The sequence below is a fragment of the Streptomyces beigongshangae genome, assembly GCF_019710745.1.
GTDB classification, from domain to species: domain Bacteria; phylum Actinomycetota; class Actinomycetes; order Streptomycetales; family Streptomycetaceae; genus Streptomyces; species Streptomyces beigongshangae.
This window is the reverse complement of sequence record NZ_JAHKJW010000003.1, coordinates 100,201-123,654: the sequence shown is the minus strand read 5'-3', so window position 1 is coordinate 123,654 and position 23,454 is coordinate 100,201. Positions and strand designations below refer to the sequence as shown.

Below are 23,454 nucleotides of genomic sequence, written 5' to 3'. Positions count from 1 at the left end.
AGTTGACCGGCCCGTCGACGGGTTCAGCCGGTCAGCAGGTCAGCCGGTCAGCAGGTCCAGCTCGGTCGTCAGGTTGTGGCGGGCCGGGGTCTCCCACTGCCTCGTCCCGTGCGGGGTGTGGAACAGGCGGGGCAGGTCCAGGAGTTGGCGCAGAACCGCGGCCCGGCCCTCGCGGAAGGCGTCCGCCGGCACGAAGGCGTACTCCTCGCGGACCGCGGTCGTGTACGCGGCGTACGCGTCGGCGGGCGAGGCGAGGACCGCCAGGTCGGCGTCGCACAGGACCTGGCCGTTCGGGTCGTCGGCGGCCGGGGCGTGCGTGACCGTCAGGCGCACGAGGCGGGCGACCTCGGCCGTGGCGGCGGGGGAGAGGCCGGCCTCGGGGAGCGCGCGCTCGGCGAGACGGGCGGACCGCTCCTCGTTCTCGGAGCGGTCGGGGAGGTAGACCGCGTCGTGGAACCACGCGGCCAGCCGCACCAGGTCCGGGTCGTCCGCGGCCTCCTCCAGGACGTCGACGTGGTCCAGCACGGCGGTGAGATGGTCGAGCGTGTGGTACCGCCGCCGGGGCTCCGCCCAGCGGGCGAGGAGGTTCTCGGCGTAGGGGTCCGGGGCCGGGGCGGGGCCGGGGAAGGGGGCGGGGTCGGGGGTCTGGGTCCCGCGGCTCCTGTCGAGCGCGTGGGACCAGCGGGCGCGCAGGGCGTCGAGGTCGGCCATGTGTCTCATTGTCCGGCGGTGGCGGTGGCGGTGGCGGTGGCGGCGGCGGTCGCGGTGACGAAGGACGACCAGGCGGCGGCGCCGAACACCAGCACGCCGCGGGCGGGGTCCTTGCTGTCGCGGACGGGGACGAGCCCGGGGAGGCCGTCGCGGACCTCCACGCACTCGTTGGCCGTACCGCCGCTGTGACTGCTCCTACGCCAGGTCGAGGTCCCCGGACCGGGTGCGGTGCGCATTCTCGTACTCCTCGGCCGCCTGCTCGATGAGGGCGAGGGACGCGGCGGGCGACAAGGCCGCGGCCCCGAGCAGATCGTAGGTGAGCGTGCAGCGGGCGACCACGGCCGGATCGTCCAGCAGCCGCCCCGTCTGGACACCCTGGACGTAGGTGACGGGCGGGGCGTCGTCGAAGGTCATCATCTTGAAGAGGCCGTCCAGCCCCGCGTGCGCCCCCTCCGAGAGGGGCAGCACCTGGGCGATGATCCGGTTGCGGCGGACCAGCGCGGCGATGTGGCGGAGCTGCTCCGCCATGGTGTGCGGGCCGCCCACCGGGCGCCGCACCACGACCTCGTCCAGGATCGCCCAGTAACGGGGCCTGTCCGGGTCGTCGAAGACGCGCGCGCGGGCCTTCCGGGACGCCATCCGCCCCTCCACGACGTCGTCCGGCACGACCGGGTCGTACGCCCGGATCACCGCCCGTGTGTACGCCGCGGTCTGGAGCAGGCCGGGGACCAGGTCCGGTGCCCAGTCCTTGATCGACCGGGCCAGCCCCTCGAACTCGACCACGTCCGCGAAGTGGTGCTCGTAGGGGGACCTCGTCGCTCCGGCCAGGTTCCGTACGAAGAACCCGTCCGTCTTCAGGATCTCGTCGGCCAGTCGCGCGTACTCCGGCCGCATGCGGCGGACGCCGGCCTCCAGCTGGTCGACGAACGAACCGCTGACGAACAGGCGGGCGCCCAGCTCCTCCTGGGACAGCCCGGCGCCCTCGCGCTGGTGGCGCAGTTCCGCCCCGTACAGCTCGCGGGGGGACTGGGAAGAATCGAGTCGCTTCGGTTTGGGCATGCCACAACTCCCTCTCGCGCGAACGGCGTCGTCGGACGGCGTTGTCGTACGTCGCCGGAACGATAGTAATTGCGCAGAGTGATGCCATGTGTGCGAATGGTGATATCCGTTGATCTCCGTCGCGGGGCGCGTAGGCTGGCCATTGGACTAGACCTATGGCCGCCCGAGGGAAGAGGTCCTATGAGCGAACGTGCACTCCTGGAGGTGATCGCCCTCGACGTCGAGGACGCGGTCGCCGCCGAGGCCGGAGGCGCGGACCGGCTGGAACTGGTCACCGACATGGCCGCCGACGGGCTCACCCCGCCGACCGACGCCTTCGCCGGGATCCGGGCCGCGGTCGGCCTCCCGTTGCGCGTGATGCTGCGCCTGGCCGACGGTTTCGACGCCGGGGACGTACGGGCGCTCGTACGGGCGGCGCGGGAGTTGCGGGGCGCCGGGGCGGACGAGTTCGTGCTCGGGTTCCTGGACGGGGCGGGGGAGCCCGACCTGCCCGCGCTGGACTCGGTGCTGGCGGAACTGGACGGCTGCCGCTGGACGTTCCACCGGGCGATCGACCGGGCCGCCGACCGGGACACCCTGCGCAAGCGGCTGTCCGGCCTGCCCGGCCTGGACACGTACCTCACGGCGGGGGCGGCGGCGGGGGTGGACGAGGGGCTGCCGACGTTGCTCGCGGAGGCGGCGCGGCGCGGCGAGCCGGGCTACGAGCCGCGGCTCCTGATCGGCGGCGGCCTCCGCCTCGACCACGTGCCGCGGCTGCGGGCGGCGGGGGTGGACGCGTTCCACATCGGCGGGGCGGCGCGGCCGGGGGGCTGGTCGGCCCCGGTCTCCGCACCCGCGGTCCGCACGTGGCGCGCCGCCCTGGACACGGCCTGAGCCGACTGCTGCCCGCGCGTGTACGTCCTGCTGCCCGCACGTATGCGTCCTGCGGGCCGGTGGGGGCCGGTGGGGGCCGGTGGCGCGGTTCCCCGCGCCCCTGGAAGACGGGGCCGCGCCCCGGCCCTTCGTCCCTCGGCCCGCAGGCGACCGGCGGTCTACTCCGTCAGCTGCGCCGGCAAGGCGTCCGCGTGGGTCACGATCAGGCCCGAGACCGCCCGGGTCAGGGCGACGTACAGCCGGCGCAGCCCCGTCCGCCCGTCCGGTTCGCCGGACACGACCGCCCCCGGTTCGTCCAGCACCACGTAGTCGTACTCCAGACCCTTGGCGAGGGACGCCGGCACCAGCGTCAGACGGGTGGCGAGCGTCGTCTCCTCGCCGGGGGCGAGGTACGCCAGGCCCGCCTCCGCCAGGGCCGCCGAGAGCGCCGGCACGCGCGCGTCCGCCGCGATCAGCCCCACCGAACCCTCGTGCGCCAGCAGCTCCCCGCACGCCGCCACCACCTCTCCCGTGGAGGAGGCTCCCGTGGAGGAGGTATCCCGGACCTCGAAGAAGCCCGGGTTCTCCCGGACCGACGCCACCGGCGTGAGGCCCGGCGCGATGTGCGGGAGCAGCCGGGACGCGTACGCGATCACGTCCGTCGGTACACGGAAGCCCGCCGTCAGTTCCTCCACGACCGCCTCCGGCTTGCCGAGGTGGGAGAGCGCCTCCTGCCAGCTCCGCGTCGCCCACGGCGTCGTGCCCTGCGCCAGATCGCCCAGCACCGTCGCCGAACCGGTCGTGCAGCGCCGCCCCACCGCCCGGTACTGCATGGGTGACAGGTCCTGCGCCTCGTCGAGCACCACGTGCCCGAGGGAGTGCGTGCGCCGTACGAGGTCGGTCGCCTCGTCGATCAGCACCGCGTCCGCCGCCGACCACCTGGCGGACCTCACCGACCGTGCGGGCTTCGCCCAGCGGATCGTCTCCTGCTCCTCCTCCGTGAGGACGCCCTCCGCGTGCCGGGCCAGGAACTCCGCGTCGGAGAGCAGCCGCAGGACCAGCTTCGCCGGGTCCACCGGCGGCCAGATCGCCTTCACGGCCGCCTTCACCGCGGGGTTGCGGGCCACCGCGTCCTGCACCCGGTCGTCCGGCGCCTCGCCCGACCGCTCCATCTGCACCAGCACGGCGTGCGCGATGCGCTGCGGCAGGGCCTCGCGGGCCGCGCCGTACCGGATGTCCCGGTCCAGCAGCTCCCGCACGATGTCCGCCAGTTCGTACGCCGGTACGCGCCAGCGCCGCGAGCCGCGGACCACCACGACGGGCTCGGCCGGCGGGGTCACGTGCGCGCGGACGGCCCGGCGCAGCACCTCGGCCATCCGCGCGTCGCCCTTCACGACGGCCGCCGCCGCCCCGTCCGTGCCCCGCACCTCCACGTGCGCGACCAGGTCGTCGACCGTGGCCTGCCTGACCTCCAGCTCGCCCAGCGCGGGCAGCACCTGCTCGATGTAGTGCAGGAAGGACGCGTTCGGCCCGATGACCAGGGTGCCGGTGCGGGCGAGCCGGTCGCGGTGGGCGTACAGGAGGTACGCGACCCGGTGCAGGCCGACGGCCGTCTTGCCGGTGCCCGGACCCCCCTGCACACAGACCGTGCCGCCCAGACCGGACCGTACGATCTCGTCCTGCTCCGGCTGGATCGTCGCCACGATGTCGCGCATCGGGCCCACGCGCGGGCGCTCGATCTCCTGCTGGAGCAGCTTGCTGGTGGCGGCGGCCTCGGCGGGGTCGGAGAGGTGCTCGTCCTCGTACGCGGTGAGGTCGCCGCCCGTGTACCCGAAGCGGCGGCGCAGTGCGACGTCCATCGGGGCCTTCCGGGAGGCCCGGTAGAACGGCTGGGACACCGGGGCGCGCCAGTCGATCACCATCGGGTCGCCGCTCGCGTCGTGCACGTGCCGGCGGCCGATGTAGAAGGACTCGCCCCGCGCGCCCTCCGCCCGCTCGGCCCCCGGGGCGTGCAGGTAGTCGAGGCGGCCGAAGAACAGCGGGGTGCGGGACAGGTCGGCCAGTGCCTTGATGCGCTCGTCGATCTGGCGGCCCAGGACCTCCGCGTTGACCCAGTTCGCGGTGACGTCCCGGATGTCGAGGGACTGCACGTCCTCCCGCATCGAACGCAGCGCGGCACGGGACGCCGCGAGATGGGCGCGCTCGCGGGCGAGCGGGCCGTCGGACGGCACGGCGGTGGACGGCGACACGGTGGTCGACGGGCCGGTGGACGGCGACACGGTGGTCGACGGCGTGGCGGAGTCGGGCGGGGTGGACACGGGTGTTGCCTCCGGGCCTGCGGGAGCCGGGGCCCGAGGGGCCCCGCTGACTGTGGCGGTGGGCCGGCCGGTTTCCGTCCGGGCGGCGGCGCTCCACGACGGGAGGCGGGCGGGATCGGAGATCCTAGGCCACCCCGGGCGGCCGGGGCCAATCGTTTTCCCGTACGGGCGGGCGGGCCGGCAGGGCCGGCAGGGCCCGCCGGGTCACGGCGTGTCCTTCAGGCGCGGGTAGTCGGTGTAGCCGTGGTGGTCGCCGCCGTAGAAGGTGGCGGGGTCGGGGGTGTTGTAGGGGCCGTCGGCGGCCAGGCGGGCGGGGAGGTCGGGGTTGGCGAGGAACAGCGCGCCGAAGGCGACCAGGTCGGCGGTGTCCTCCTGGACGAGGGCGAGGGCGTCGGGGCCGGTGGGCTCGGGGTACGTGAACGGGTTGAGGACGAACGCGGTGGGCCAGTTCTTGCGCAGGCGCGTGGTCAGGGACCGGTCGGCGCCCTCGACCATGTGCAGGTAGGCGAGGTCCAGTTCGCCGAGCCGGTCGACCAGGGCGGTGTAGGTGTCCGCCACGTCCGCCGGGTCCGTCTCGGCGATGTCGTTGTAGGGGTTGGCGGGGGAGATGCGGAAGCCGGTGCGGTGAGCGCCGATCGCCTCCGCGACGGCGGCGGCCGTCTCCAGGCCGAAGCGGATCCGGCCGGTCACGTCACCGCCCCAGCCGTCGGTGCGCCGGTTGGTGCCGGGCGAGAGGAACTGGTGGATCAGGTAGCCGTTCGCGCCGTGGATCTCCACGCCGTCGAAGCCGGCGGTGATCGCGTTGCGTGCCGCGTCGGTGAAGTCGGCGATGGTGCGGGTGATGCCGTCGGCGTCCAGCTCGTGCGGGGTGACGAAGTCCATCGGGCCCTGGTGGGTGAACACCCGGCCCTTCGCCGCGACGGGCGAGGGGGCGACGGGGTGCAGACCGTCGGGGAGCAGGCTCGGGTGGCCGATGCGCCCGGTGTGCATCAGCTGGGCGAAGATCACCCCGCCTCCGGCGTGGACGGCGTCGGTGACCTTGCGCCAGGCCGCCACCTGCTCCGCCGAGTGCAGGCCCGGGGTGTCGGGGTACCCCTGGCCGACGGCGGAGGGCTGTATCCCCTCCGTGACGATCAGGCCGGCGCCGGCCCGCTGGCTGTAGTAGGCCGCCATCAGATCGGTCGCGGTGGCGCCCGGCCCGTAGGCCCGGCTGCGGGTCATCGGTGCCATCACGATGCGGTTGGACAGCGACCGGCCGCCCACCTCGATCGGGGCGAATGCGTTCGTCATGGGAATCTCCTGACTGCCGTGAAAGGTGCGCCACGTGTGCGTGGCGCCGGTACGTCCGCGGGGACGGGGCGTCGGGATCAGCCGGCGGGTGCCCGCCGGCCGTGGTCCCTGACCGATGTCTCGATCAGGCGGGCCCACGCGGTGAACATCTCGACCTGCTCGGGCGTCAGGTCGCGTACGGAGATCTGCTCCAGAGTGCGCCACATGTCGGTGATGGACTGCTGCGGGGCACGCCCGGCAGCGGTGAGGCGGACCACCATGACCCGCCGGTCGTGGCGGGCCGGCTCCCGGGTGAGCAGCCCGGCGTCCTGCATGCGGCGCAGCGACTTGGAGACGGTGGAGTGGTCGAGGTCGACCCGCTCCAGCAGCTCGGCCTGGGTCTGGCCGTCGCGGTCGTAGAGCTGCATCAGCAGCAGCTCCTGTCCCGGGTGCAGGTTCATGGCGCGCAGCATGGCGGCGGCACGGCCGCGGTGGGCGCGGGCGAGCTGGAAGACGGCGTAGCTCAACGGCCCCTCGCCCGCCGCGTTCGGTGGCCGGAATGAAGTGGAACCGGGCATTGCTGCTCCCTCGGCCACCTGGGTGGGAGTGATCGTCTAGTCGACGGTGAGGACGAGCTTTCCGCGGCCGTGGCCACTGTCGCTGACCTGCTGGGCGGTGGCGGCTTCGGCGAGGGGGTAGGTCGCGCCGACCGTGAGGGTCAGCGTGCCGTCGGCGGCCTGCCGGGCGAGTTCGGCGAGGCGGGTGGCGGAGCGGCGCTGGGGGCCCTGGGCGAAGACGACGCCGAGCTCGGCGGCGCGGAAGTCGGCGGTGGTGACGATCCGGTCGGTGGTGCCGCGCAGGGTGATGGAGTCCTCCAGCGCGCCCTTGCCGGCGGCGTCGAGGACGGCGTCGATGCCGTGGGGGGCGAGGGCGCGGACCCGCTCGACGAGGTCGTCCCCGTAGGTCAGGGCGGTGGCGCCGAGGGAGGTGACGTAGTCCTGGTTGGCGGGACCGGCGGTGCCGATGACGTGGGCGCCGCGGGCGACGGCGAGCTGGACGGCGACGGTGCCGAGCGCGCCGGAGGCGCCGTGGATCAGGAGGGTCTCGCCGGCCCCGACGTCGAGGAGGTCCAGGACGCGTTCGGCGCCGTCGCTCGCCACCGGCAGGGCGGCGGCGTGGATCCAGTCCAGGGCGGCGGGCTTGGGGGCCAGGACGGTGGCGTCGGCCAGGGCGTACTGGGCGTAGGAGCCGGTGTCGGACCAGCCCAGTACCTCGTCGCCGACCTTGAGGTGGTCGACGCCTTCGCCGAGGGCGTCCACCACACCGGCGATCTCTCCGCCGGGGACGGCGGGCAGGGTGGTGGGGAAGACGGCCTCCATGGTGCCGGAGCGGATCTTGCCGTCCACCGGGTTGACGCCGACCGCGCGGATGCGGACGCGGACCTGGCCGGGGCCGGGCTCGGGGGTCTCGATCCGCGCCTCGTGCAGGACCTCGGTGGTGCCGAAGGTGTCGAAGACGATGGCTTTCATCATTGCTTTCTCCCTGGGTGAGGTTCGTTGCGCCGTCCATTTCCGTGGCCAGCCACATAAAAGTAGCACCGATTATGTGGCTAGCCAAGTAATTGTTCGGGGCGGTCCCCGTGAGCGATCCGGACGTGACGCCCGTCCCCGGTCCCCTAGGGGACGACGTCCCCCTCCCTACGGGCGGGGGTAGGCCCGGAGTCGTACGGCGGGGCGGGTGGGGTTCGGCCCGCAGACCGATGGAGGCGGGGCCGCCGGGTCCCACCATGGAGACATGAGTACCGCGACGTTCACCCCGGCCATCGTCCGCCCCCTGCCGCCGTCCGGCGTGACCGCCCCGCGGGACGGTCGCCGGCACCGCCTCGGCGACGCCCTGCGCGCCGTCAGGGTCTTCACCGGCGCCACCCTCGGCGTGGTCCTGCTCGGCGAGTGCGACGAGGAGGCGGGCGTACGCCGCCGCTGAGGCACGGACCGACGGACTAGCCGTCCGTGCTTTCCGTGCTTTCCGTGCTTTCCGTGCTGCCTGTGCTGTCCGCGCTGCCTGTGTTGTCCGCCAGCAGTTCGTCCGCGTCCACGATCCGGTACGCGTATCCCTGCTCGGCCAGGAAGCGCTGGCGGTGGGCCGCGAAGTCCTGGTCGATGGTGTCGCGCGCCACGACCGAGTAGAAGTGCGCCTGGTGGCCGTCCGCCTTCGGACGCAGCACCCGGCCCAGCCGCTGGGCCTCCTCCTGGCGGGAACCGAAGGTGCCCGAGACCTGGATGGCGACCGTCGCCTCCGGCAGGTCGATGGAGAAGTTGGCGACCTTCGAGACCACCAGGACGTTGATCTCCCCCTGCCGGAACGCCTCGAACAGCTTCTCGCGCTGCGCGTTCGGCGTCTCGCCCTTGATGACCGGCGCGTCCAGATGCTCGCCCAGCTCGTCGAGCTGATCGATGTACTGCCCGATGACCAGCGTCTGCTGCCCCGCGAACCGGCGCACCAGTGCCTCCGTGACCTTGCGCTTCGTCGCCGTCGTGGCACAGAAGCGGTACTTCTCCTCCGCCTCGGCCGTCGCGTACGCGAGCCGCTCCGCGTCCGTCAGGTTCACCCGCACCTCGACGCAGTCGGCCGGCGCGATGTATCCCTGCGCCTCGATCTCCTTCCAGGGCGCGTCGAAACGCTTCGGCCCGATGAGCGAGAACACGTCCGACTCGCGGCCGTCCTCCCGCACCAGCGTGGCCGTCAGACCGAGCCGGCGGCGTGCCTGGAGGTCGGCGGTGAACTTGAACACCGGGGCGGGCAGCAGGTGCACCTCGTCGTAGACGATCAGACCCCAGTCGCGCGAGTCGAACAGCTCCAGGTGCGGATAGACGCCCTTCCGCCGGGTCGTCAGCACCTGGTACGTCGCGATGGTGACCGGCCGGATCTCCTTGCGCGTACCGCTGTACTCGCCGATCTCCTCCTCGGTCAGCGTCGTGCGCTTCACCAGCTCGTGCTTCCACTGCCGGGCCGAGACGGTGTTCGTGACGAGGATGAGCGTGGTGGCCTTCGCCTCGGCCATGGCCCCGGCGCCGACCAGCGTCTTGCCCGCGCCGCAGGGGAGGACGACCACCCCGGACCCGCCGTGCCAGAAGTTCTCCACCGCCTGCTTCTGGTACGGCCGCAGGGCCCAGCCGTCCTCGGCGAGGCCGATGGGGTGCGCCTCCCCGTCCACGTACCCGGCGAGGTCCTCGGCCGGCCAGCCCAGCTTCAGCAGCGTCTGCTTGATCTGACCGCGCTCGGAGGGGTGCACGGCGACCGTGTCCGGGTCGATCCGGTTGCCCACCAGCGGGGTGATCCGCTTGGAGCGCAGGATCTCCTCCAGCACGGGCCGGTCGGTGGTGGTCAGGACGAGCCCGTGCGCCGGGTGCTTGCTCAGCGTGAGCCGGCCGTAGCGGCCCATCGTCTCCGCGATGTCGACCAGCAGGGCGTGCGGCACCGGATAGCGGCTGTACTGCACGAGCGCGTCCACGACCTGCTCGGCGTCGTGCCCGGCTGCACGCGCGTTCCACAGGCCGAGCGGGGTCACCCGGTAGGTGTGGATGTGCTCCGGCGCACGCTCCAGCTCGGCGAAGGGGGCGATGACCCGGCGGCACTCGTCCGCCAGCTCGTGGTCGACTTCCAGGAGCAGGGTCTTGTCGGACTGGACGATGAGTGGACCATTCACGCGCGCGTCCCCTTCTGCACAGCCGTGACGGCCGTACGACGTGCACGGCCAAACGTCCAGTGTGCCTGATCGCCGCTGCCCGCCGCCGTCGGTCGGTGTCGTGGGAGGCCGCCCTTCACCGTCCTGTCCTACTGGATGTCTATTCAGCCCAATGAGTGGTGGGAATTCCGATTTACCACGGCGGCCCCGAAGAATGGCGACCCTGCAGGTCACTGCCCCAGGTCATCGCCCAGGGAGGGCCACCCTTGTCCGGTCACAGCCACACCCCGCCCCCGCCGCTGCCCGCCGTCTCCACACCGACCACGACCCTCGGATACGCGCTCTTCGCCACCCGCTGGCTCCAGGCCCCGCTGTACTTCGGGCTGGTGGCCGCGCAGGGCGTGTACGTCTACAAGTTCTTCAACGAGCTGTGGCGTTTAATCCTCCGGTGCGTGACCGGGCAGGCGAACGAGACGTACGTGATGCTCGCGGTCCTCAAGCTCGTCGACGTCGTCATGATCGCCAATCTCCTCATCATGGTGATCGTCGGCGGCTATGAGACGTTCGTCTCGCGCATCGGCCTGCAAGGCCACCGCGACCAGCCGGAATGGCTCTCGCACGTCAACTCCAACGTGCTCAAGGTGAAGCTCGCCACCGCCATCGTGGGCATCTCGTCCGTCCATCTGCTCCAGATGTTCGTGGACGTGCACCACACCTCGCACCACTCGCTGCTGTGGGGGACGGTCATCCACATGGCGTTCATCGCCTCGGCGGCGATCCTCGCCTACATGTCGGGCCCGATGGCCGAGCACGGTGACCGGTCGCACAGGGGACAAGGACAGGGGCACGGGGCCGGGCTCGGGGGAGGCGGGGAGGCGGATCGCGGGGCGGCCGGGACCGGGTCCTACGTGCCGGCCGAGTTCTCGCTGCCGGGAGCCGTCCCGCCCGTACCGCGGACCGCCGGACCGATCCCGGCCCAGGCGACCTCCTCCCCGTACGACTCACCCGACCCCTCCGGTCCCCGCGAGCCGTACGGCTCCTACGAGGCGGGCGCCGACGCCCGGATCCGTGACGCCCGCTTCCCCGCGCGGAAGCTGCTGGAGGAGTTCGACGAGGAATACCCCCGCGTCTTCGACCGGGAGACCGTGGCCCGGCTCGGCAAGCTGGACTTCGTCGCGGCCCGCCGCAACGTGGTGCTGGTCGGCCCGCCCGGCACCGGCAAGACGCACCTCGCCGTCGGTCTGGGCGTGCGGGCCTGCCAGGCCGGTCACCAGGTGCTGTTCGCGACCGCCACGCAGTGGGCCGCGCGGCTGGCCGGGGCCCGGACGGCCGGCCGGCTCGCCGACGAGCTGGCGGTCCTCGACGCCCACCCCCTGCTGATCGTCGACGAAGTCGGCTACACCCCCTTCGACCCGGACACCGCCCACCTCTTCTTCCAGCTGGTCGCGCACCGCTACGAGCGGGCCTCCCTGATCGTGACCAGCGACCGCCCCCTCGGCCGCTGGGACGAGATCTTCGGCGGTGCCGCCCCCGCGATGGTCGACCGCCTCGCGCACCACGCGGAGATCGTCCGCCTCGAGGGCGACAGCTACCGCATGCGCCGGGCTACCGCAGCGTGGGCAGAGTGAGGTTGTTGAGCAGCGGCCCCTCGATGCTCACCCCCTCGGTCACCAGCGGTTCGCCACCGGCCGCCGGCAGGGGCAGCGGCAGGGCGTGTCGGGCGGATGGGGCGGACAGGGCGGAGGGGGCGGACAGGGCGGAGGGGGCGGACGGAGCGGCTTGGGCGATGGCGTGCGGGGCGAGTATGCCGAGGAGGGCCGCCGGGACGAGGAGGGCGACCGTGACGGTGGTACGCACGGACTGGACTGGACGCACGGACTGACCTGGACGCATGGGAAGTCGAGAGCCTTTCGGGAGCTGATGGGCCGGAGCCGGAGCCGGGGCCGGAGTCGGAGCCGGGGCCGGAGTCGGAGCCAGGGCCGGAAGCGGAGCCGGAGTCGGTGCCGGCGGTGAGCCCGGCTCCGGGGCAGGAGCGCCGCGGAGGGGGCGGGCCGGGCCGGGCGGTGCCGGGGCCGGCCCACCGGACGTGCGGCGCGTGCTGGGCGGGCGGGGGCGACTCAGAAGGTCAGACCCCCGCCGAGATCGATACCGATCGCCGCGGCCTGGGAGGCGAGTGCGCCGAGCAGCGCTGCGGTACCGATCAGGACGGTGGTGATACGACGGGCAGTACGCATGGGATTCCCTTTTCGTCGCGTGAGCGTTCTGATGCGTGAGCGGAATTCCGCGGTCCCTGGAACTCTGGGTGAGCGGAACGCCGAGCGATTTGAACGCTGTGTGACTGCCCAGCCGTTCGCGCCGGGATGCGGGAGACCCTGCGAAGTCCCTCGTCGGTGGGAAGAGTCCGGCGTGGCGTGCATGGATCGCCGCCTACACCCGAACGAGTGAGTCGCCCCATGGGGAGGGCGGACTCAGTCCTGGTCGTCCGCCAGTTCCGCCACGCCCGTCACCCGGTGCAGGGGGTACGTCCTGACCTCGTCCGCGGTGTGGTCGTACGCCGTGACGAAGCCGCCCTCCACCCGGACCGGGGCGATGACGCGCTGGCTGGCGGCCCCCTCGGCGTTGACGTAACCGATCCACAGGGTTCCGCCGGTCAGGACCGCGGCCTGCATGGTGGCGAGGGTCTCGGCGGAGGTGGTCCGCGGGAGGGCGCCGTTCAGCTCGGGGGCGTCGGCGGCCGGCTTGCGCGGTGCCGTGGAGGCCAGGTCGCCCGCACGGACGGCCCGGATCGCGGCGCCCAGCAGCGTCGCGTCGGGGACCGGCGGGCCGTCGGGGACCGGCTCGGGCGCCGTGCGCGGGGGCGTGCGGTGGGCGTGCGCGCGCGTGATCAGCACGTCCCCCTCGGCGGACTCGGCGGCCGGTGCGAAGCCCATCGCCCGCAGTCCTTCGAGGAGCGTGGCCGGGTCGGCCTGGGCGGCCAGGACCGTGGGCGCGAGCCGGCGCAGCCGGAGCCCCTGCGAGCGCTTGTCGGCGATGATCTCGTTCAGGAGCGCGTCGTCGTCGCAGCGCACGTACGCGGAGGCCGCGCCGATCCGCAGGTGCCCGTGTCGGCGCGCCACGTCGTCGATCAGGTAGGCGAGCGGCTGCGGCACCGGCGTACGGGAGTGGGCGGCGAGGAACGCCTGGAGGTCGGAGGCCGAGCGGCCCGCGTCCAGGGCCCGGCGGACCGAGCCCGGCGTGAACCGGTACACCGTCGCCCCGCCCTTCGACTCCACGTCCGCCAGCACGTTCAGCACGTCGGCCAGGGGGCGTTCCAGCGGACCGGGCGCCACCGCCGTCAGGTCGGCCTGGAGGAGGACGTGGTCCAGGGGCTCGGGCAGCAGCGGAGCCAGGAGGCCGCCGGCGCGGGCGGCGGCGGAGGCCAGTTCGGCGGGGGAGCGGTGCTGCGGCGGGGGCACGGGGAGGTGGTGGTGGTGCCGGTGGTGGACGGGAAGCTTGTCGCCGGGACCGCCGGGACCGCCGGGACCGCCGGGACCGCCGGGACCGCCGGGACCGCCGGAACCACCAGGGCCGCTGGGACCACCGGGACCACCAGGGCCGCTGGGACCACCGGGACCGCTGGGGCCGGCGGTCGGCTTCGGGGCGGACGCGGACGCGGGCGCGTGCGGTGCCGCCACCCCTAGGAGTGCCCGTCCGTGCGCCGACAGCGCGCCCCTGCCGGTGATGCCCAGCGACTCGGCCTCGGTCAGCGTCCACCGGACGAGGCGGGCCCGCAGGTCGTCCGGGGAGGTGGCGCCGCGCAGGGCGCGCTCCCAGTGCAGCCGGGCGACCAGCGCGTCGGGGGACGCGGAGCCGCCCTCGGGCAGCGCGGCGAGGAGCGAGAGGACCCGGTGCCGGACCTCGGGCGCCGCCGAGCGGTCCAGGCCGGGGCCCAGCGCCGACAGCGTGCGCTCCTTGGCGTCCCGGCCGCCGACCACGCCCGCCGTACGGGTCGCCGACAGCCACGCCGTGGCCAGCCGGGTCCAGCGCTCGGCCGCCGGGAGGTCCAGCCACTCGTCGTAGGCGGGCGTCGCCGCGTACCGCTCGTCGGCCTCGCCGTCCGAGGCCAGCAGGCCCGCCGCGTAGGCGAGTTCGGCCCAGAAGGCGGCGACCGGTTCCGGGACGTCCAGGGCCACGGCGGTCCGCTTCAGGTCCCGTACGCTCAGGCCGCCCGCGCGCAGCACCGCCGGGCCGCCCTCGTCCCAGTCCTTCAGCAGCTCCTCGACGGTGGTGAGCGCGGTGTACGCCTGCCCGGCCGCCGTGGCGTCCACCACGTGCGGAGGGTGCGCGGCGGTGGGCACGACCGGTGGGGGCAGCGGCTCCGTCCGCCGGTGCGCCCGTCCCGCCCGCAGGTGGAGGGCGGCCTCGCGGGGCAGTACGACCGTGCCGGGCGCCGTCGGCAGGAGCAGCCCGCGGTCCAGGAGCCAGCGCAGCCGGGCCGCCGGTTCGGCGGTCACCTGACCGTACGGCGGCCCCCAGACCAGCCGGGACAGGACCTCCAGGGACTCCGGCGGGGCCGGTTCGAGGAGGGCGGCCATCCGGGCGCGGTCGGTGAAGAGGGCCGTCAGCGACTCCACCGCGGACACCGCGTCGTGCGTCGTCGCCAGCCCGGCCGCCGCCAGGATCTCCTGGACGCGGCCCGGCGACATGCCCGCCGTGGCCTCCGCGAGCGTCGGGCCGAGCCCGGTCGGGGACGGGCGCTGCGGCGAGGGCGACAGCAGCTCACGGGCCGTACGGACCAGCCGGAGCCGGTCGTCCGGGCCCCAGACCAGCGCCTGCTCGCGCAGGACGGCCACGGCGCCGGGCAGCACCTCGGCGACCACCGGGTCGCCCGCGTCGCCCGCCGTCAGGCCGAGGAGCGTGTCGTACGGCGCCGGGTCCGGAGCCACGGCCAGCGCCTCCGCCGTCTGGAGCGTGAACCGGTCCAGGCGCTCCAGGGCACGGATCACGGAGGCCCGGGTGCCGGCCCGGGCGGCCAGCTGCGTCAGGTCGGTCGGTACGGGGGTGACGAGGTCCGGGCGGGCCCGCAGCAGCGCGGACAGGGAGGAGTCGTCGCGGGCCCGCAGGTCCTCCGCGAGCGAGCGGGGCTGTGCCCCGGCGGACGCCCCACCGGGCTCCTCTGCTGACTGCTCCTGGACGCTCATCCGCTCAACGGTAGCGGGTGGGCCTTCGCCGCCGGTTCCGCAGCGGTGCGCCACCGCCGTGCCGGGATCCGCCGCCGGCGGCGGGCGCGGTACCGTCGTTCACGCGGGGAAACGCAACGAGGGAGCCCCGGAGGGGACTTCGTGGGGATCGAGAGCGACCAGCTCGTGTTCGACTATCTGAGCCGGGTGGGCGACCTGGCCCAGCAGAGACAGCTGCCGTCCGGGACGCGCATGCGGCTCGTGTCGGAGCTGCGGAGCGAGATCGACCGGCGGCGGGCCAAGGCGGCGCTCGACAGCCCGGCGGCGGTCCGCCGCATCCTCGACCGCATCGGGACACCGGAGTCGGTGGTCGCGGAGGCGGGCGACGGCACCGGTGCCGGGGCCGGTGCCGGTACAGGGGCCGACACCGGTACCGGTACCGGTACCGGTGACGTCGGCGGCGGCAAGGGCGCGGCGCCCGAGCGGGGGAGTGTCCCCTCCCAGCGCGCTCCGGAGCCCGGTCCCGGCCGGTCGCCCGGTCCCGGCCGGTCCGGGCGCCTGCGCCGGGCGGTGCCGAGACAGCGGCCCGCGGAGCCGGAGACCACCGGGACGGTCGGGCCCACGCCCTCCCCGCCGCACCTCGCGAGCACGGAGGAACTGGGCTCCGGGGTGCAGCCCGACTGGTGGCGGGTGGAGAGCGGGCCGTTCGGGGCGACGGACAGCGTGCCGGGGTTCACCGGCGGCGTGGAGATTCCGGAACTGCTCAAACCGCCGCCTCTCGACAAATCCGACCAGCCCGGCAAGTTCGACAAGGCGGATGAGTCCGGCGTTGCCGGCGATCCCGGCAGGCCCGGCGAGGTGGCGTCGAAAACCGTGGAGGTGGTCGTCGAGCCGGCGGGTGCGGCCGGTTCGGCGGGTGCGGCCGGTTCGGCCGCACCCGGCGGGCGGGTGCGGCGCCGCTTCGTGCCGCGGCTGCGGCCGGTGGGGGGCGGGTGGTCCAACCCCCTGCTGCTGCTCGCCGCGGGGCTGCTGGTGGCCGGTGCGGTGGTCGGCAACCTCGTCCTGCTGGGCCTCGGGTGGCTCATCGCCTACCTGTCGCGGCGGCTCAGCCCCAACGAGTCCAAGTGGGCCGTTCTCTGGGTGCCCGGTCTGGTCGCCGCGGGGGGCGTCACATGGCTCTGGGGGCGTGCGGAGGGGCGGTGGGGGGAGCCGATCGCGCAGGGGGCGATGGGGGACGCCGTCGCCGAGACGTGGCCGGTCGTGCTCCGGGGGGCCGCGATCGCCTCCGCGCTCTACCTGGTGTGGCGGTCGCAGCGGCGGCGGTAGGCGGACGTGCGGGCGCGGGTGGGCACAATGGGCCGTATGAGTTCTCGTCCGCTGACCGTCGGGTTCGACCTCGACATGACCCTCATCGACTCCCGGCCCGGGATCCGGGCCTGCTACCAGGCCCTCTCCGCCCGGACGGGGGTCTTCGTCGACGCCGACCTGGCCGTCGGCCGGCTCGGGCCGCCCCTCGCCGACGAGCTGGTGAACTGGTTCCCGGCCGAGGAGGTCGAGGCCGTGGCGGACCTGTACCGGGAGATGTACCCCACCTACGCCATCGCCGCGACGCCCGCCATGGCGGGCGCGCGGGAGGCCGTGGACGCCGTGCGCGCGGCCGGGGGCCGGGCGATCGTCGTCACCGCCAAGTACGAGCCGAACGCCAAGCTGCATCTCGGTCATCTCGGCATCGACGCCGACGCGGTCGTCGGCGACCTGTGGGCCGAGGGCAAGGCGCAGGCCCTGCGCGAGTACGACGCGGGCGTGTACGTCGGCGACCACACCGGCGACGTACGCGGCGCCCGCACCGCGGGGGCCCTGTCCGTCGCCGTGGCCACCGGCCCGTGCGACGAGGAGGAACTCCGCGCCGCCGGTGCCGACGTGGTGCTCAAGGACCTGCTGGAGTTCCCGGCCTGGCTGGCCGGTCACCGGAAGGCGGGCACCGTCTAGGACCTGCACGCCTGGATTCCTGGATGCCTGCACGCCCGGACGCAGAGGCAGGCGCGGGTCCGGGGTGCCCGGGGTCAGGAATCCCCGCGTGCCTGCCGGCGTCCACTGGCGATCGACCGGAACACCCCCGCTCCCGCGATGAGGAATCCGACGCCCATCAACATGCTCAGACCGAACATGTACGTGGGAAAGGGCGTCGTGTCCAGGAGCAGCGGGGCCACGGTGACCAGCGTGGCCGCGGCTCCCACGAAGAACACGAGGGCACCGGCACGGATCAGTCCGTCTCCGGCCACGGCGGAATTCGGTTGGGTTTTGTCACGCACTCGACCAGGGTAGTTCCCTGCGCGGAGGAACAGTCCGGCGACGTCTTGTCAGCAGCCGCCGGACCACTAGCCTTGGTACCGGCGGGTCCGACGACCCGCTGCAGTGCTGTAGGGGCCAGTTTTCCGAAAAGTTCCAGCCGCAGTTTTCCGACGCAGTTTCCGACGATTACGAGGACGAGGACAGACGTGCCTACCGGCAAGGTCAAGTGGTTCAACAGCGAGAAAGGCTTCGGCTTTCTCTCCCGTGACGACGGCGGCGACGTCTTCGTTCATTCCTCGGTCCTGCCCGCCGGAGTCGATGTTCTCAAGCCGGGGCAGCGTGTGGAGTTCGGTGTCGTCGCCGGACAGCGCGGTGACCAAGCACTCTCGGTGACGCTCCTGGACCCCACGCCCTCCGTCGCGGCCGCCCAGCGCCGTAAACCGGACGAGCTCGCGTCCATCGTCCAGGATTTGACGACCCTCCTCGAAAACATCACGCCGATGCTCGAAAGGGGCCGCTATCCCGACAAGACCTCCGGCAAGAAAATCGCGGGCCTCCTGCGCGCGGTGGCGGACCAACTGGACGTCTGACACTCCGGACCGACCGCGGCCCGCGGCCGGCGCCCGTGCTCGCCGGGCGGGTACCGGCTCCGGGCGACGACCGCGCGCGGCGTGCGGTTCCGGACCCGCCCGTACCGCCCGGCCCCCGGTCAGGGCTGGCCAGGGCTGGTCGGAGCTGGCCAGGGCCGCTCAGGGGAACGCCAGCGCCTCCGGGGCGAGAGCCGGTACGAGACCTTCGGCCGCCGCCCGGGTGAACAGTCCCCGGGCCGCCGCGTACCCGTCCTCCCCGAGGTCGGCCGTGAACTCGTTGACGTACAGCCCGATGTGCTGGTCCGCGACCGAGGCGTCCATCTCCTGCGCGTGCTCCAGCACGTAGGGGCGTGACGCCTCGGGGTCCTCCCACGCCGCCCGTACGGACGCCCGCGCGGACTCGGCGAGCAGCCGCAGTGTGGCCTCGCCCAGCGACCGTTTGGCGATGATCGCGCCGAGCGGGATCGGCAGCCCGGTGGTCAGCTCCCAGTGCTCGCCCATGTCCGCGAGCTTGTGCAGCCCGTAGTTCCGGTAGGTGAAGCGGGCCTCGTGGATGACCAGTCCGGCGTCCACCCTGCCGTCCCGTACGGCGGGCATGATCTCGTGGAACGGCATCACCACGATCTCACCGACCCCGCCCGGGACCGTGTCCGCGGCCCAGAGGCGGAACAGCAGGTACGCCGTCGACCTCTCGCTCGGCACGGCGACCGTGCGGCCGGCGAGGTCCACGCCCGGCTCCCGGGTGAGGACCAGCGGCCCGCAGCCCCGCCCGAGCGCGCCCCCGCAGGGCAGCAGGGCCCACTCGTCCAGGACGTACGGCAGGACGGCGTACGACACCTTCAGGACGTCGAACTCGCCGCGTTCCGCCATGCCGTTGGTGATGTCGATGTCCGCGAAGGTCACGTCCAGCCCGGGTGCTCCCGGGACGCGGCCGTGGGCCCACGCGTCGAAGACGAAGGTGTCGTTCGGGCAGGGGGAGTACGCGATCTTCAGCGGTCCGTTCCGCGGCTCGGTCTGCGGCTCGGTCTGCGGCTCGGTCCGCGGGGATTCAGTGTGTGCGGTCATGTGGGTTCCAACTCTCCAGTACGGGCGCGAGCTTCCCGAACGCCCCGGTGAGTGCCGTGAGGGCGTCGCCGATCCGCCAGGCGGCGCGGTCCCGGGGGCCCACGGGGTTGGACACGGCACGGATCTCCAGGACGGGTACGCCCTGTGCGGCGGCGGCCTCGGCGACCCCGAACCCCTCCATCGCCTCGGCGAGCGCACGCGGGTGGCGTCGCCGCAGTTCCGCGGCGCGCCCCGCGGTCCCGGTCACGGTGCTGACGGTCAGGACGGTGCCGGTGCGCGCTCCGGTGACGGCCGCGAGCTCCCGTACGAGTGATGCCGGCGGCCGGTGGGTGACGGTTCCGAAGCCCAGTTCGGTGACCGGCGCGAAGCCGGGGGTGGCCGTACCGGCCGCGGCGGCCGTCCCGTCGCTGGCCGGTGTCTCGGCGCCGAGGTCCGCGACGGTGATCTCGTCGGCCAGGACGAGCGAGCCGACGGGTGCCCCGGGCCGGAACCCCCCGCCGATACCGGCGGAGACGACCACGCCGTACGGCTCCCCGGTCAGCGCTGCCGCGGTGAGCGCGGCGGCGGTCGACGCGGCGGCGGCCGCCGGTCCCACACCGCCGGCGAGCAGATCGAACACCGGCGGACCGGAACCGAGCGCGTCGGAAGGGGCGGAGCGGTCCGCCGGGAGCGTCACCCTGCGCAGGGCCGCCCCCGGAACCGAGTACTCGCCGTGTGTCCCGTCGCCCGCCGTGACCGCGGTCACGGCGGGCGCGAAAGCCGCCGCCACCGCGTCCCGTTCGACGGGGACCGCGGTGGTTACGAGGACACGCATGAGCGGCGGGTCCGGCACATCATGCGGCTCAGGCGTCCGCGTTCTCGAGCTTGAAGTTCCAGACGCCCTTGAACTCCGTACCGGCCTTGTTCTGCTTGACGACGCTGATGCTGATCGTCTTGGGGGCGGTCTGGCCGTTCTGGGCGGCGAAGAGGTCGACGCCCTCGAAGGCGTAGTACGTCTTCTTGAACGGGTCGGTGACCTGCTGGCCGTTCAGCCACAGGGCCCAGCCCTCATCGGCGACCTCGGGGTCGACGCCGATCCGCAGTGTCTCGCCCTGCGAGACGCTGATCGTGTCGGAGGTCTTCTTCTTGGCGCACTCGGCCACCTTCTCCTTGCCGAGGTCCTTGCCGTCCTCGTAGCACTCGGCCTCGGTGCTGACCGAGGTCTTGCCGACCGTGACGGTGGCCATCGGCGTCGGCTTGTCACAGGCGGACAGGACGAGAAGTCCGGCGGAAACGGCGCCGACGGCGGCGACGGCGCGGCGACGGCGCGCGAGGGGACGCTGGGAGCTCATGGACGCAGGCTATCGGGCGACCTGGGCCGCCCGGCCATGCGGGTGGGCTACGCGGCGTGCCGCGTAGCCCGGTCAGGCCAGGTGGGCGTGGGGCCGTCCGCCGTGCCGGGCCGCGTTCAGCAGTCCGCGGACGGTGGTGAGCCAGCCGGCCGCGATGATCGCCGAGGCGACCGCCATGCCGAGCGTGCCGTAGAGCGGGAGGGCTATGCCGATCGCGCCGCCGACCACCCAGGCCATCTGCAGCAGCGTCTCCGAGCGGGCGAACGCCGACGTCCGCACCAGCTCCGGCACGTCCCGCTGGATCAGCGCGTCCAGGGACAGCTTGGACAGCGCCTGGGCGAACCCGGCGAACGCGGCGAGCACCGCCACCAGGAGCACCCCGAAGAACACCGCCGCAGTGATCGCCACGCCCAGCACCACCGCCACGACCGTGACGATGATCAGCTCCGGCGCGCGGGATCTCAGCGCCGCTCCGACCGCCGTGCCCAGCGCGTTGCCCACGCCCGCCGAGACGCCCACGATGCCCAGCGAGACCGCCGCGCTCGCGCCGGCGAGGGGGTGCTCGCGCAGCAGGAACGCGAGGAAGAAGATCAGGAAGCCGGAGAGGCAGCGCAGCGCGGCGTTCGCGGCGAGCGCGTGGGTGACCGCCGTGCCGACCGTGCGCAGGCCGGGGCGCCTGGGCTGCTTGCGGTACGGCCCGTGCAGGTGCTGCGCGTCCGCGGCGAGCAGGGCCTTGTCCTCGCCCTTCGCGGAGTCGACCTTGTGGGGCAGCGAGAACGACAGGAACGTACCCGCCACGAAGAGCACGAAGGCGCCGTAGAGCGGATAGCGGGGGCCGAGGGCCTGGAGCCCCGCTCCGATCGGGGCCGCCACGCCGGTGGCCAGCAGTCCGCCCAGGGTGACCCGTGAGTTCGCCTTCACCAGGGAGAAGGCGGGGGGCAGCAGCCGGGGCACCACGGCGCTTCTGACCACGCCGTACGCCTTCGAGGCCACCAGGACGCCGAGGGCGGCCGGGTAGAGCTCGATGCCGCCCGTGACGACCGCGCCCGACAGCAGCAGGGCCATGAACGCGCGCGCCATGAACGCGCCCGCCATCGCGGCGCGCCGGCCGTGCGGGAGGCGGTCCAGGAGGGGGCCGATGATCGGGGCGAGGAGGGTGAACGGGGCCATGGTGATCGCCAGGTAGAGCGCCACCCGGCCGCGGGCCTCGTCCGTCGGGACCGAGAAGAACACCGTGGAGGCGAGCGCCACGGTGATCATCATGTCGCCGGCGCCGTTCACCCCGTGCAGTTCGATCAGTTTGCCGAGGCCCGATTCGCCCGCGCCGTGCGCGTGTGTCGCTTTTCTGATGCCTCTGGCGGTACCGGTGAACGGCAGGTGCAGGGCATGCCCGACGGAACGGACGGCCCCGCGCACCGGGCCCGTTCCGTTCTTGCGCTCTGCCCCGGGCTCACCGATTCCGGTGGCGCTTTGGGGCGACCTTGCGGCTGCCACTCCGCAATAGTGCCCCGAGAACGGCGGATCTAGTGCGCTTACCGCCCGTATAGCGGCCGAGTGATCTTCGAGTGGCCTCCGAGTGACCTCCGAGCAGCCTTCACGCGTACGGCGGCGGGCGCGTCCGGAGGGGGTGCACGGCTCGGGGACGCCGGGCGACGCCCCCGTGGATCCGGCCAGAAACCGCCGGGGAGGTTCCTGGGGCACCGGGTCGGGAAACGCCCGGGGCGTCCGGCGTACCCGGCCGGGAATCGCCCCGGGAATCGCCGGGAGGGCACCTGGGGCGTCCGGCCGGGAAACGCCCGGAAGGCGCCTGGCACACGGGGCCGGGAATCGTCCGTAGGGTGCCTGGGGCAAGTGGTCGGGAAACGGCGCGAAGCGGTGAAGGCAACGCCGGTGTAGGCCCAGCGCCGACGAGACGGTAGCGTGCGTAGCGCGCCCGCGGCGGTTGTTCTCGGCCGCGCGCCTCTCGGTCATCCCGCAGAATGGATGACGTAGGTGCGCCCGAGTGCGATCGGGCACGGACGTCGACGCGGCCCTCCGGTCCGCTCCGTCCGCGCCCCCGTCGAGGGATGGCGCACTCGTGAGACGGCGTAGGAGAGAAGCGATACCTGTGAGCGCGACAACGCGAAGCCGAACCCCCGACCGGCTGTGTGCCGAGGCCGTGGACCTCGCCAGGGCGGCCGCCGAGGAGGCCGCCGCTCCCGGCGTCGTCGGGGAGCACGCGGGCATGGTCAGCGAAGGGGACCGCGTCGTCACGCACTTCTTCGAGTGCAAGGAGATGGGCTACCGCGGGTGGCGGTGGGCCGTGACCGTGGCCCGCGCCTCGCGGGCGAAGGTCGTCACCCTCAACGAGACCGTGCTGCTGCCCGGTCCCGACGCGCTGCTCGCGCCCGAGTGGGTGCCGTGGAGCGAGCGCCTGCGGCCCGGGGACATGGGGCCCGGGGACCTGCTGCCCACGGACGCGGAGGACCTGCGTCTGGAGCCCGGGTACTCCGGCGAGGACGAGCTCGCTCCGAACGCGCCGCTGTCCGAGGAGATGGCCGAGCTGGCCGAGGCGGAGGACGCCGAGGTCGTGGCGGGGAACCCGGCCACGCTGCCGCTCGTGCCGACGCGCGGATCGATCGCCTCCGTCGCGGAGGAGCTCGGCATGCGGCGGGCACGGGTCCTGTCCCGGTACGGACTGCATGTCGCGGCCGACCGGTGGGAGGAGTCCTACGGGGCGAAGACCGCGATGGCGCAGGCGGCGCCCGCGACGTGTGTCAGCTGCGGGTTCCTGAACCCCATCGGAGGGTCGCTCGGGCAGGCGTTCGGGGTGTGCGCGAACGAGTTCTCGCCCGCGGACGGGCGGGTGGTCTCACTGTCCTACGGGTGCGGGGGGCATTCGGAGGCGGCGGTCATGCCGGCGCCGCCGCGGCCCGCGCCGCCGGTGATCGACGAGACGCGGATGGATCCCTTCCCGCTCCGGCCGTCGCCGGACTCGGGGTCGGTGCCGGTGGACGAGTCCTCGGCGGATGCGGAGTACGGCCACAGTTAGACGGCCGCAGTTGGGCTGCCGCCGGCTCGGCGGATGGGCCGGGCGGGGCCCGGCCCCGGCTGTGATGTGCGGGTTGTGTGTGGCTGGTCGCG

At 73.6% G+C, this 23,454-nt stretch carries 22 protein-coding genes; 7 read left to right on the top strand and 15 right to left on the bottom strand.

What is annotated here, in order from left to right; all coding sequences use genetic code 11:
* Positions 1–39: 39 nt before the first annotated feature.
* From KM933_RS03200 to KM933_RS03190, 3 genes are read right to left on the bottom strand one after another with little or no spacing between them, the layout of a single operon-like run.
* The gene (locus KM933_RS03200) at positions 40–711 is read right to left on the bottom strand and encodes an HD domain-containing protein (protein WP_221348220.1); all 672 of its coding nucleotides are present in this window, start codon (positions 709–711) and stop codon (positions 40–42) included.
* A 5-nt stretch (positions 712–716) separates the two neighbouring features.
* Positions 717–947, bottom strand: coding sequence for a DUF397 domain-containing protein (locus KM933_RS03195; RefSeq protein ID WP_221348219.1), 231 nt, complete (start codon positions 945–947; stop codon positions 717–719).
* Positions 907–1,770, bottom strand: a complete 864-nt coding sequence (locus KM933_RS03190; RefSeq protein ID WP_221348218.1) for a helix-turn-helix domain-containing protein — start codon at positions 1,768–1,770, stop codon at positions 907–909. Before KM933_RS03190 ends, KM933_RS03195 begins: the two co-directional genes overlap by 41 nt.
* Before the next feature lie 180 nt (positions 1,771–1,950).
* On the opposite strand from KM933_RS03190, the gene KM933_RS03185 reads away from it, so the two are divergent.
* Positions 1,951–2,643, top strand: coding sequence for a copper homeostasis protein CutC (locus KM933_RS03185; protein WP_221348217.1), 693 nt, complete (start codon positions 1,951–1,953; stop codon positions 2,641–2,643).
* A 158-nt stretch (positions 2,644–2,801) separates the two neighbouring features.
* Here KM933_RS03185 and KM933_RS03180 read toward each other — a convergent pair whose 3' ends face one another.
* The 4 genes from KM933_RS03180 to KM933_RS03165 form a co-directional block, all read right to left on the bottom strand.
* Positions 2,802–4,784 carry a HelD family protein gene (locus KM933_RS03180; protein WP_221348372.1) on the bottom strand — a complete coding sequence of 661 codons (1,983 nt, stop codon included), beginning with the start codon at positions 4,782–4,784 and terminating at the stop codon, positions 2,802–2,804.
* Positions 4,785–5,144: 360 nt separating this feature from the next.
* Positions 5,145–6,230: an alkene reductase gene (locus tag KM933_RS03175; RefSeq protein ID WP_221348216.1), complete on the bottom strand. Its 1,086-nt coding sequence runs from the start codon at positions 6,228–6,230 to the stop codon at positions 5,145–5,147.
* A 77-nt stretch (positions 6,231–6,307) separates the two neighbouring features.
* The gene (locus KM933_RS03170; RefSeq protein ID WP_221348215.1) at positions 6,308–6,787 is read right to left on the bottom strand and encodes a MarR family winged helix-turn-helix transcriptional regulator; all 480 of its coding nucleotides are present in this window, start codon (positions 6,785–6,787) and stop codon (positions 6,308–6,310) included.
* A 36-nt stretch (positions 6,788–6,823) separates the two neighbouring features.
* Positions 6,824–7,738 (bottom strand): NADP-dependent oxidoreductase, encoded by a 915-nt coding sequence (locus KM933_RS03165; RefSeq protein WP_221348371.1) that lies wholly within the window; start codon positions 7,736–7,738, stop codon positions 6,824–6,826.
* 265 nt (positions 7,739–8,003) lie between these two features.
* Between KM933_RS03165 and KM933_RS03160 the strand changes: the two genes are divergently transcribed.
* Positions 8,004–8,192, top strand: coding sequence for a hypothetical protein (locus KM933_RS03160; protein ID WP_221348214.1), 189 nt, complete (start codon positions 8,004–8,006; stop codon positions 8,190–8,192).
* Between the two features lie 16 nt (positions 8,193–8,208).
* Here the strand turns inward: KM933_RS03160 and KM933_RS03155 are convergent, their stop codons facing one another.
* On the bottom strand, positions 8,209–9,915 hold the full coding sequence (locus tag KM933_RS03155; RefSeq protein WP_221348213.1) for a DNA repair helicase XPB: 1,707 nt from the start codon (positions 9,913–9,915) through the stop codon (positions 8,209–8,211).
* A gap of 245 nt (positions 9,916–10,160) precedes the next feature.
* Here KM933_RS03155 and istB point away from each other — a divergent pair, with 245 nt between their 5' ends.
* On the top strand, positions 10,161–11,522 hold the full coding sequence (gene istB / locus KM933_RS03150; protein WP_260332977.1) for an IS21-like element helper ATPase IstB: 1,362 nt from the start codon (positions 10,161–10,163) through the stop codon (positions 11,520–11,522).
* Here the strand turns inward: istB and KM933_RS03145 are convergent.
* Both KM933_RS03145 and KM933_RS03140 read right to left on the bottom strand, forming a co-directional pair.
* Positions 11,500–11,751: a hypothetical protein gene (locus KM933_RS03145; RefSeq protein WP_308013237.1), complete on the bottom strand. Its 252-nt coding sequence runs from the start codon at positions 11,749–11,751 to the stop codon at positions 11,500–11,502. The genes istB and KM933_RS03145 overlap by 23 nt on opposite strands.
* A gap of 611 nt (positions 11,752–12,362) precedes the next feature.
* The gene (locus KM933_RS03140) at positions 12,363–15,074 is read right to left on the bottom strand and encodes a helicase-associated domain-containing protein (RefSeq protein WP_221348212.1); all 2,712 of its coding nucleotides are present in this window, start codon (positions 15,072–15,074) and stop codon (positions 12,363–12,365) included.
* 141 nt (positions 15,075–15,215) lie between these two features.
* Here KM933_RS03140 and KM933_RS03135 point away from each other — a divergent pair, with 141 nt between their 5' ends.
* The gene (locus KM933_RS03135; protein WP_221348211.1) at positions 15,216–16,379 is read left to right on the top strand and encodes a hypothetical protein; all 1,164 of its coding nucleotides are present in this window, start codon (positions 15,216–15,218) and stop codon (positions 16,377–16,379) included.
* 27 nt (positions 16,380–16,406) lie between these two features.
* Positions 16,407–17,042: an HAD family hydrolase gene (locus KM933_RS03130; RefSeq protein WP_221348210.1), complete on the top strand. Its 636-nt coding sequence runs from the start codon at positions 16,407–16,409 to the stop codon at positions 17,040–17,042.
* A gap of 74 nt (positions 17,043–17,116) precedes the next feature.
* Here KM933_RS03130 and KM933_RS03125 read toward each other — a convergent pair whose 3' ends face one another.
* Positions 17,117–17,365: a hypothetical protein gene (locus tag KM933_RS03125; protein WP_221348209.1), complete on the bottom strand. Its 249-nt coding sequence runs from the start codon at positions 17,363–17,365 to the stop codon at positions 17,117–17,119.
* Positions 17,366–17,551: 186 nt separating this feature from the next.
* Between KM933_RS03125 and KM933_RS40180 the strand changes: the two genes are divergently transcribed.
* A complete protein-coding gene (locus KM933_RS40180) occupies positions 17,552–17,935 on the top strand; it encodes a cold-shock protein (protein WP_221348208.1) in 384 nt (127 codons plus the stop codon).
* Between the two features lie 159 nt (positions 17,936–18,094).
* Here KM933_RS40180 and KM933_RS03115 read toward each other — a convergent pair whose 3' ends face one another.
* From KM933_RS03115 to KM933_RS03100, 4 genes are all read right to left on the bottom strand, one after another.
* Complete coding sequence (locus KM933_RS03115) at positions 18,095–19,000, bottom strand: 1,4-dihydroxy-6-naphtoate synthase (protein WP_260332975.1); 906 nt, start codon at positions 18,998–19,000, stop codon at positions 18,095–18,097.
* Positions 18,984–19,814 carry a futalosine hydrolase gene (locus KM933_RS03110; protein WP_221348207.1) on the bottom strand — a complete coding sequence of 277 codons (831 nt, stop codon included), beginning with the start codon at positions 19,812–19,814 and terminating at the stop codon, positions 18,984–18,986. Before KM933_RS03110 ends, KM933_RS03115 begins: the two co-directional genes overlap by 17 nt.
* A gap of 28 nt (positions 19,815–19,842) precedes the next feature.
* Positions 19,843–20,331, bottom strand: coding sequence for a hypothetical protein (locus tag KM933_RS03105; RefSeq protein WP_221348206.1), 489 nt, complete (start codon positions 20,329–20,331; stop codon positions 19,843–19,845).
* A 72-nt stretch (positions 20,332–20,403) separates the two neighbouring features.
* A complete protein-coding gene (locus KM933_RS03100; RefSeq protein ID WP_221348205.1) occupies positions 20,404–21,825 on the bottom strand; it encodes an MFS transporter in 1,422 nt (473 codons plus the stop codon).
* 613 nt (positions 21,826–22,438) lie between these two features.
* Between KM933_RS03100 and KM933_RS03095 the strand changes: the two genes are divergently transcribed.
* The gene (locus KM933_RS03095; protein ID WP_221348204.1) at positions 22,439–23,362 is read left to right on the top strand and encodes a DUF3027 domain-containing protein; all 924 of its coding nucleotides are present in this window, start codon (positions 22,439–22,441) and stop codon (positions 23,360–23,362) included.
* The last annotated feature ends 92 nt before the right edge of the window (positions 23,363–23,454 follow it).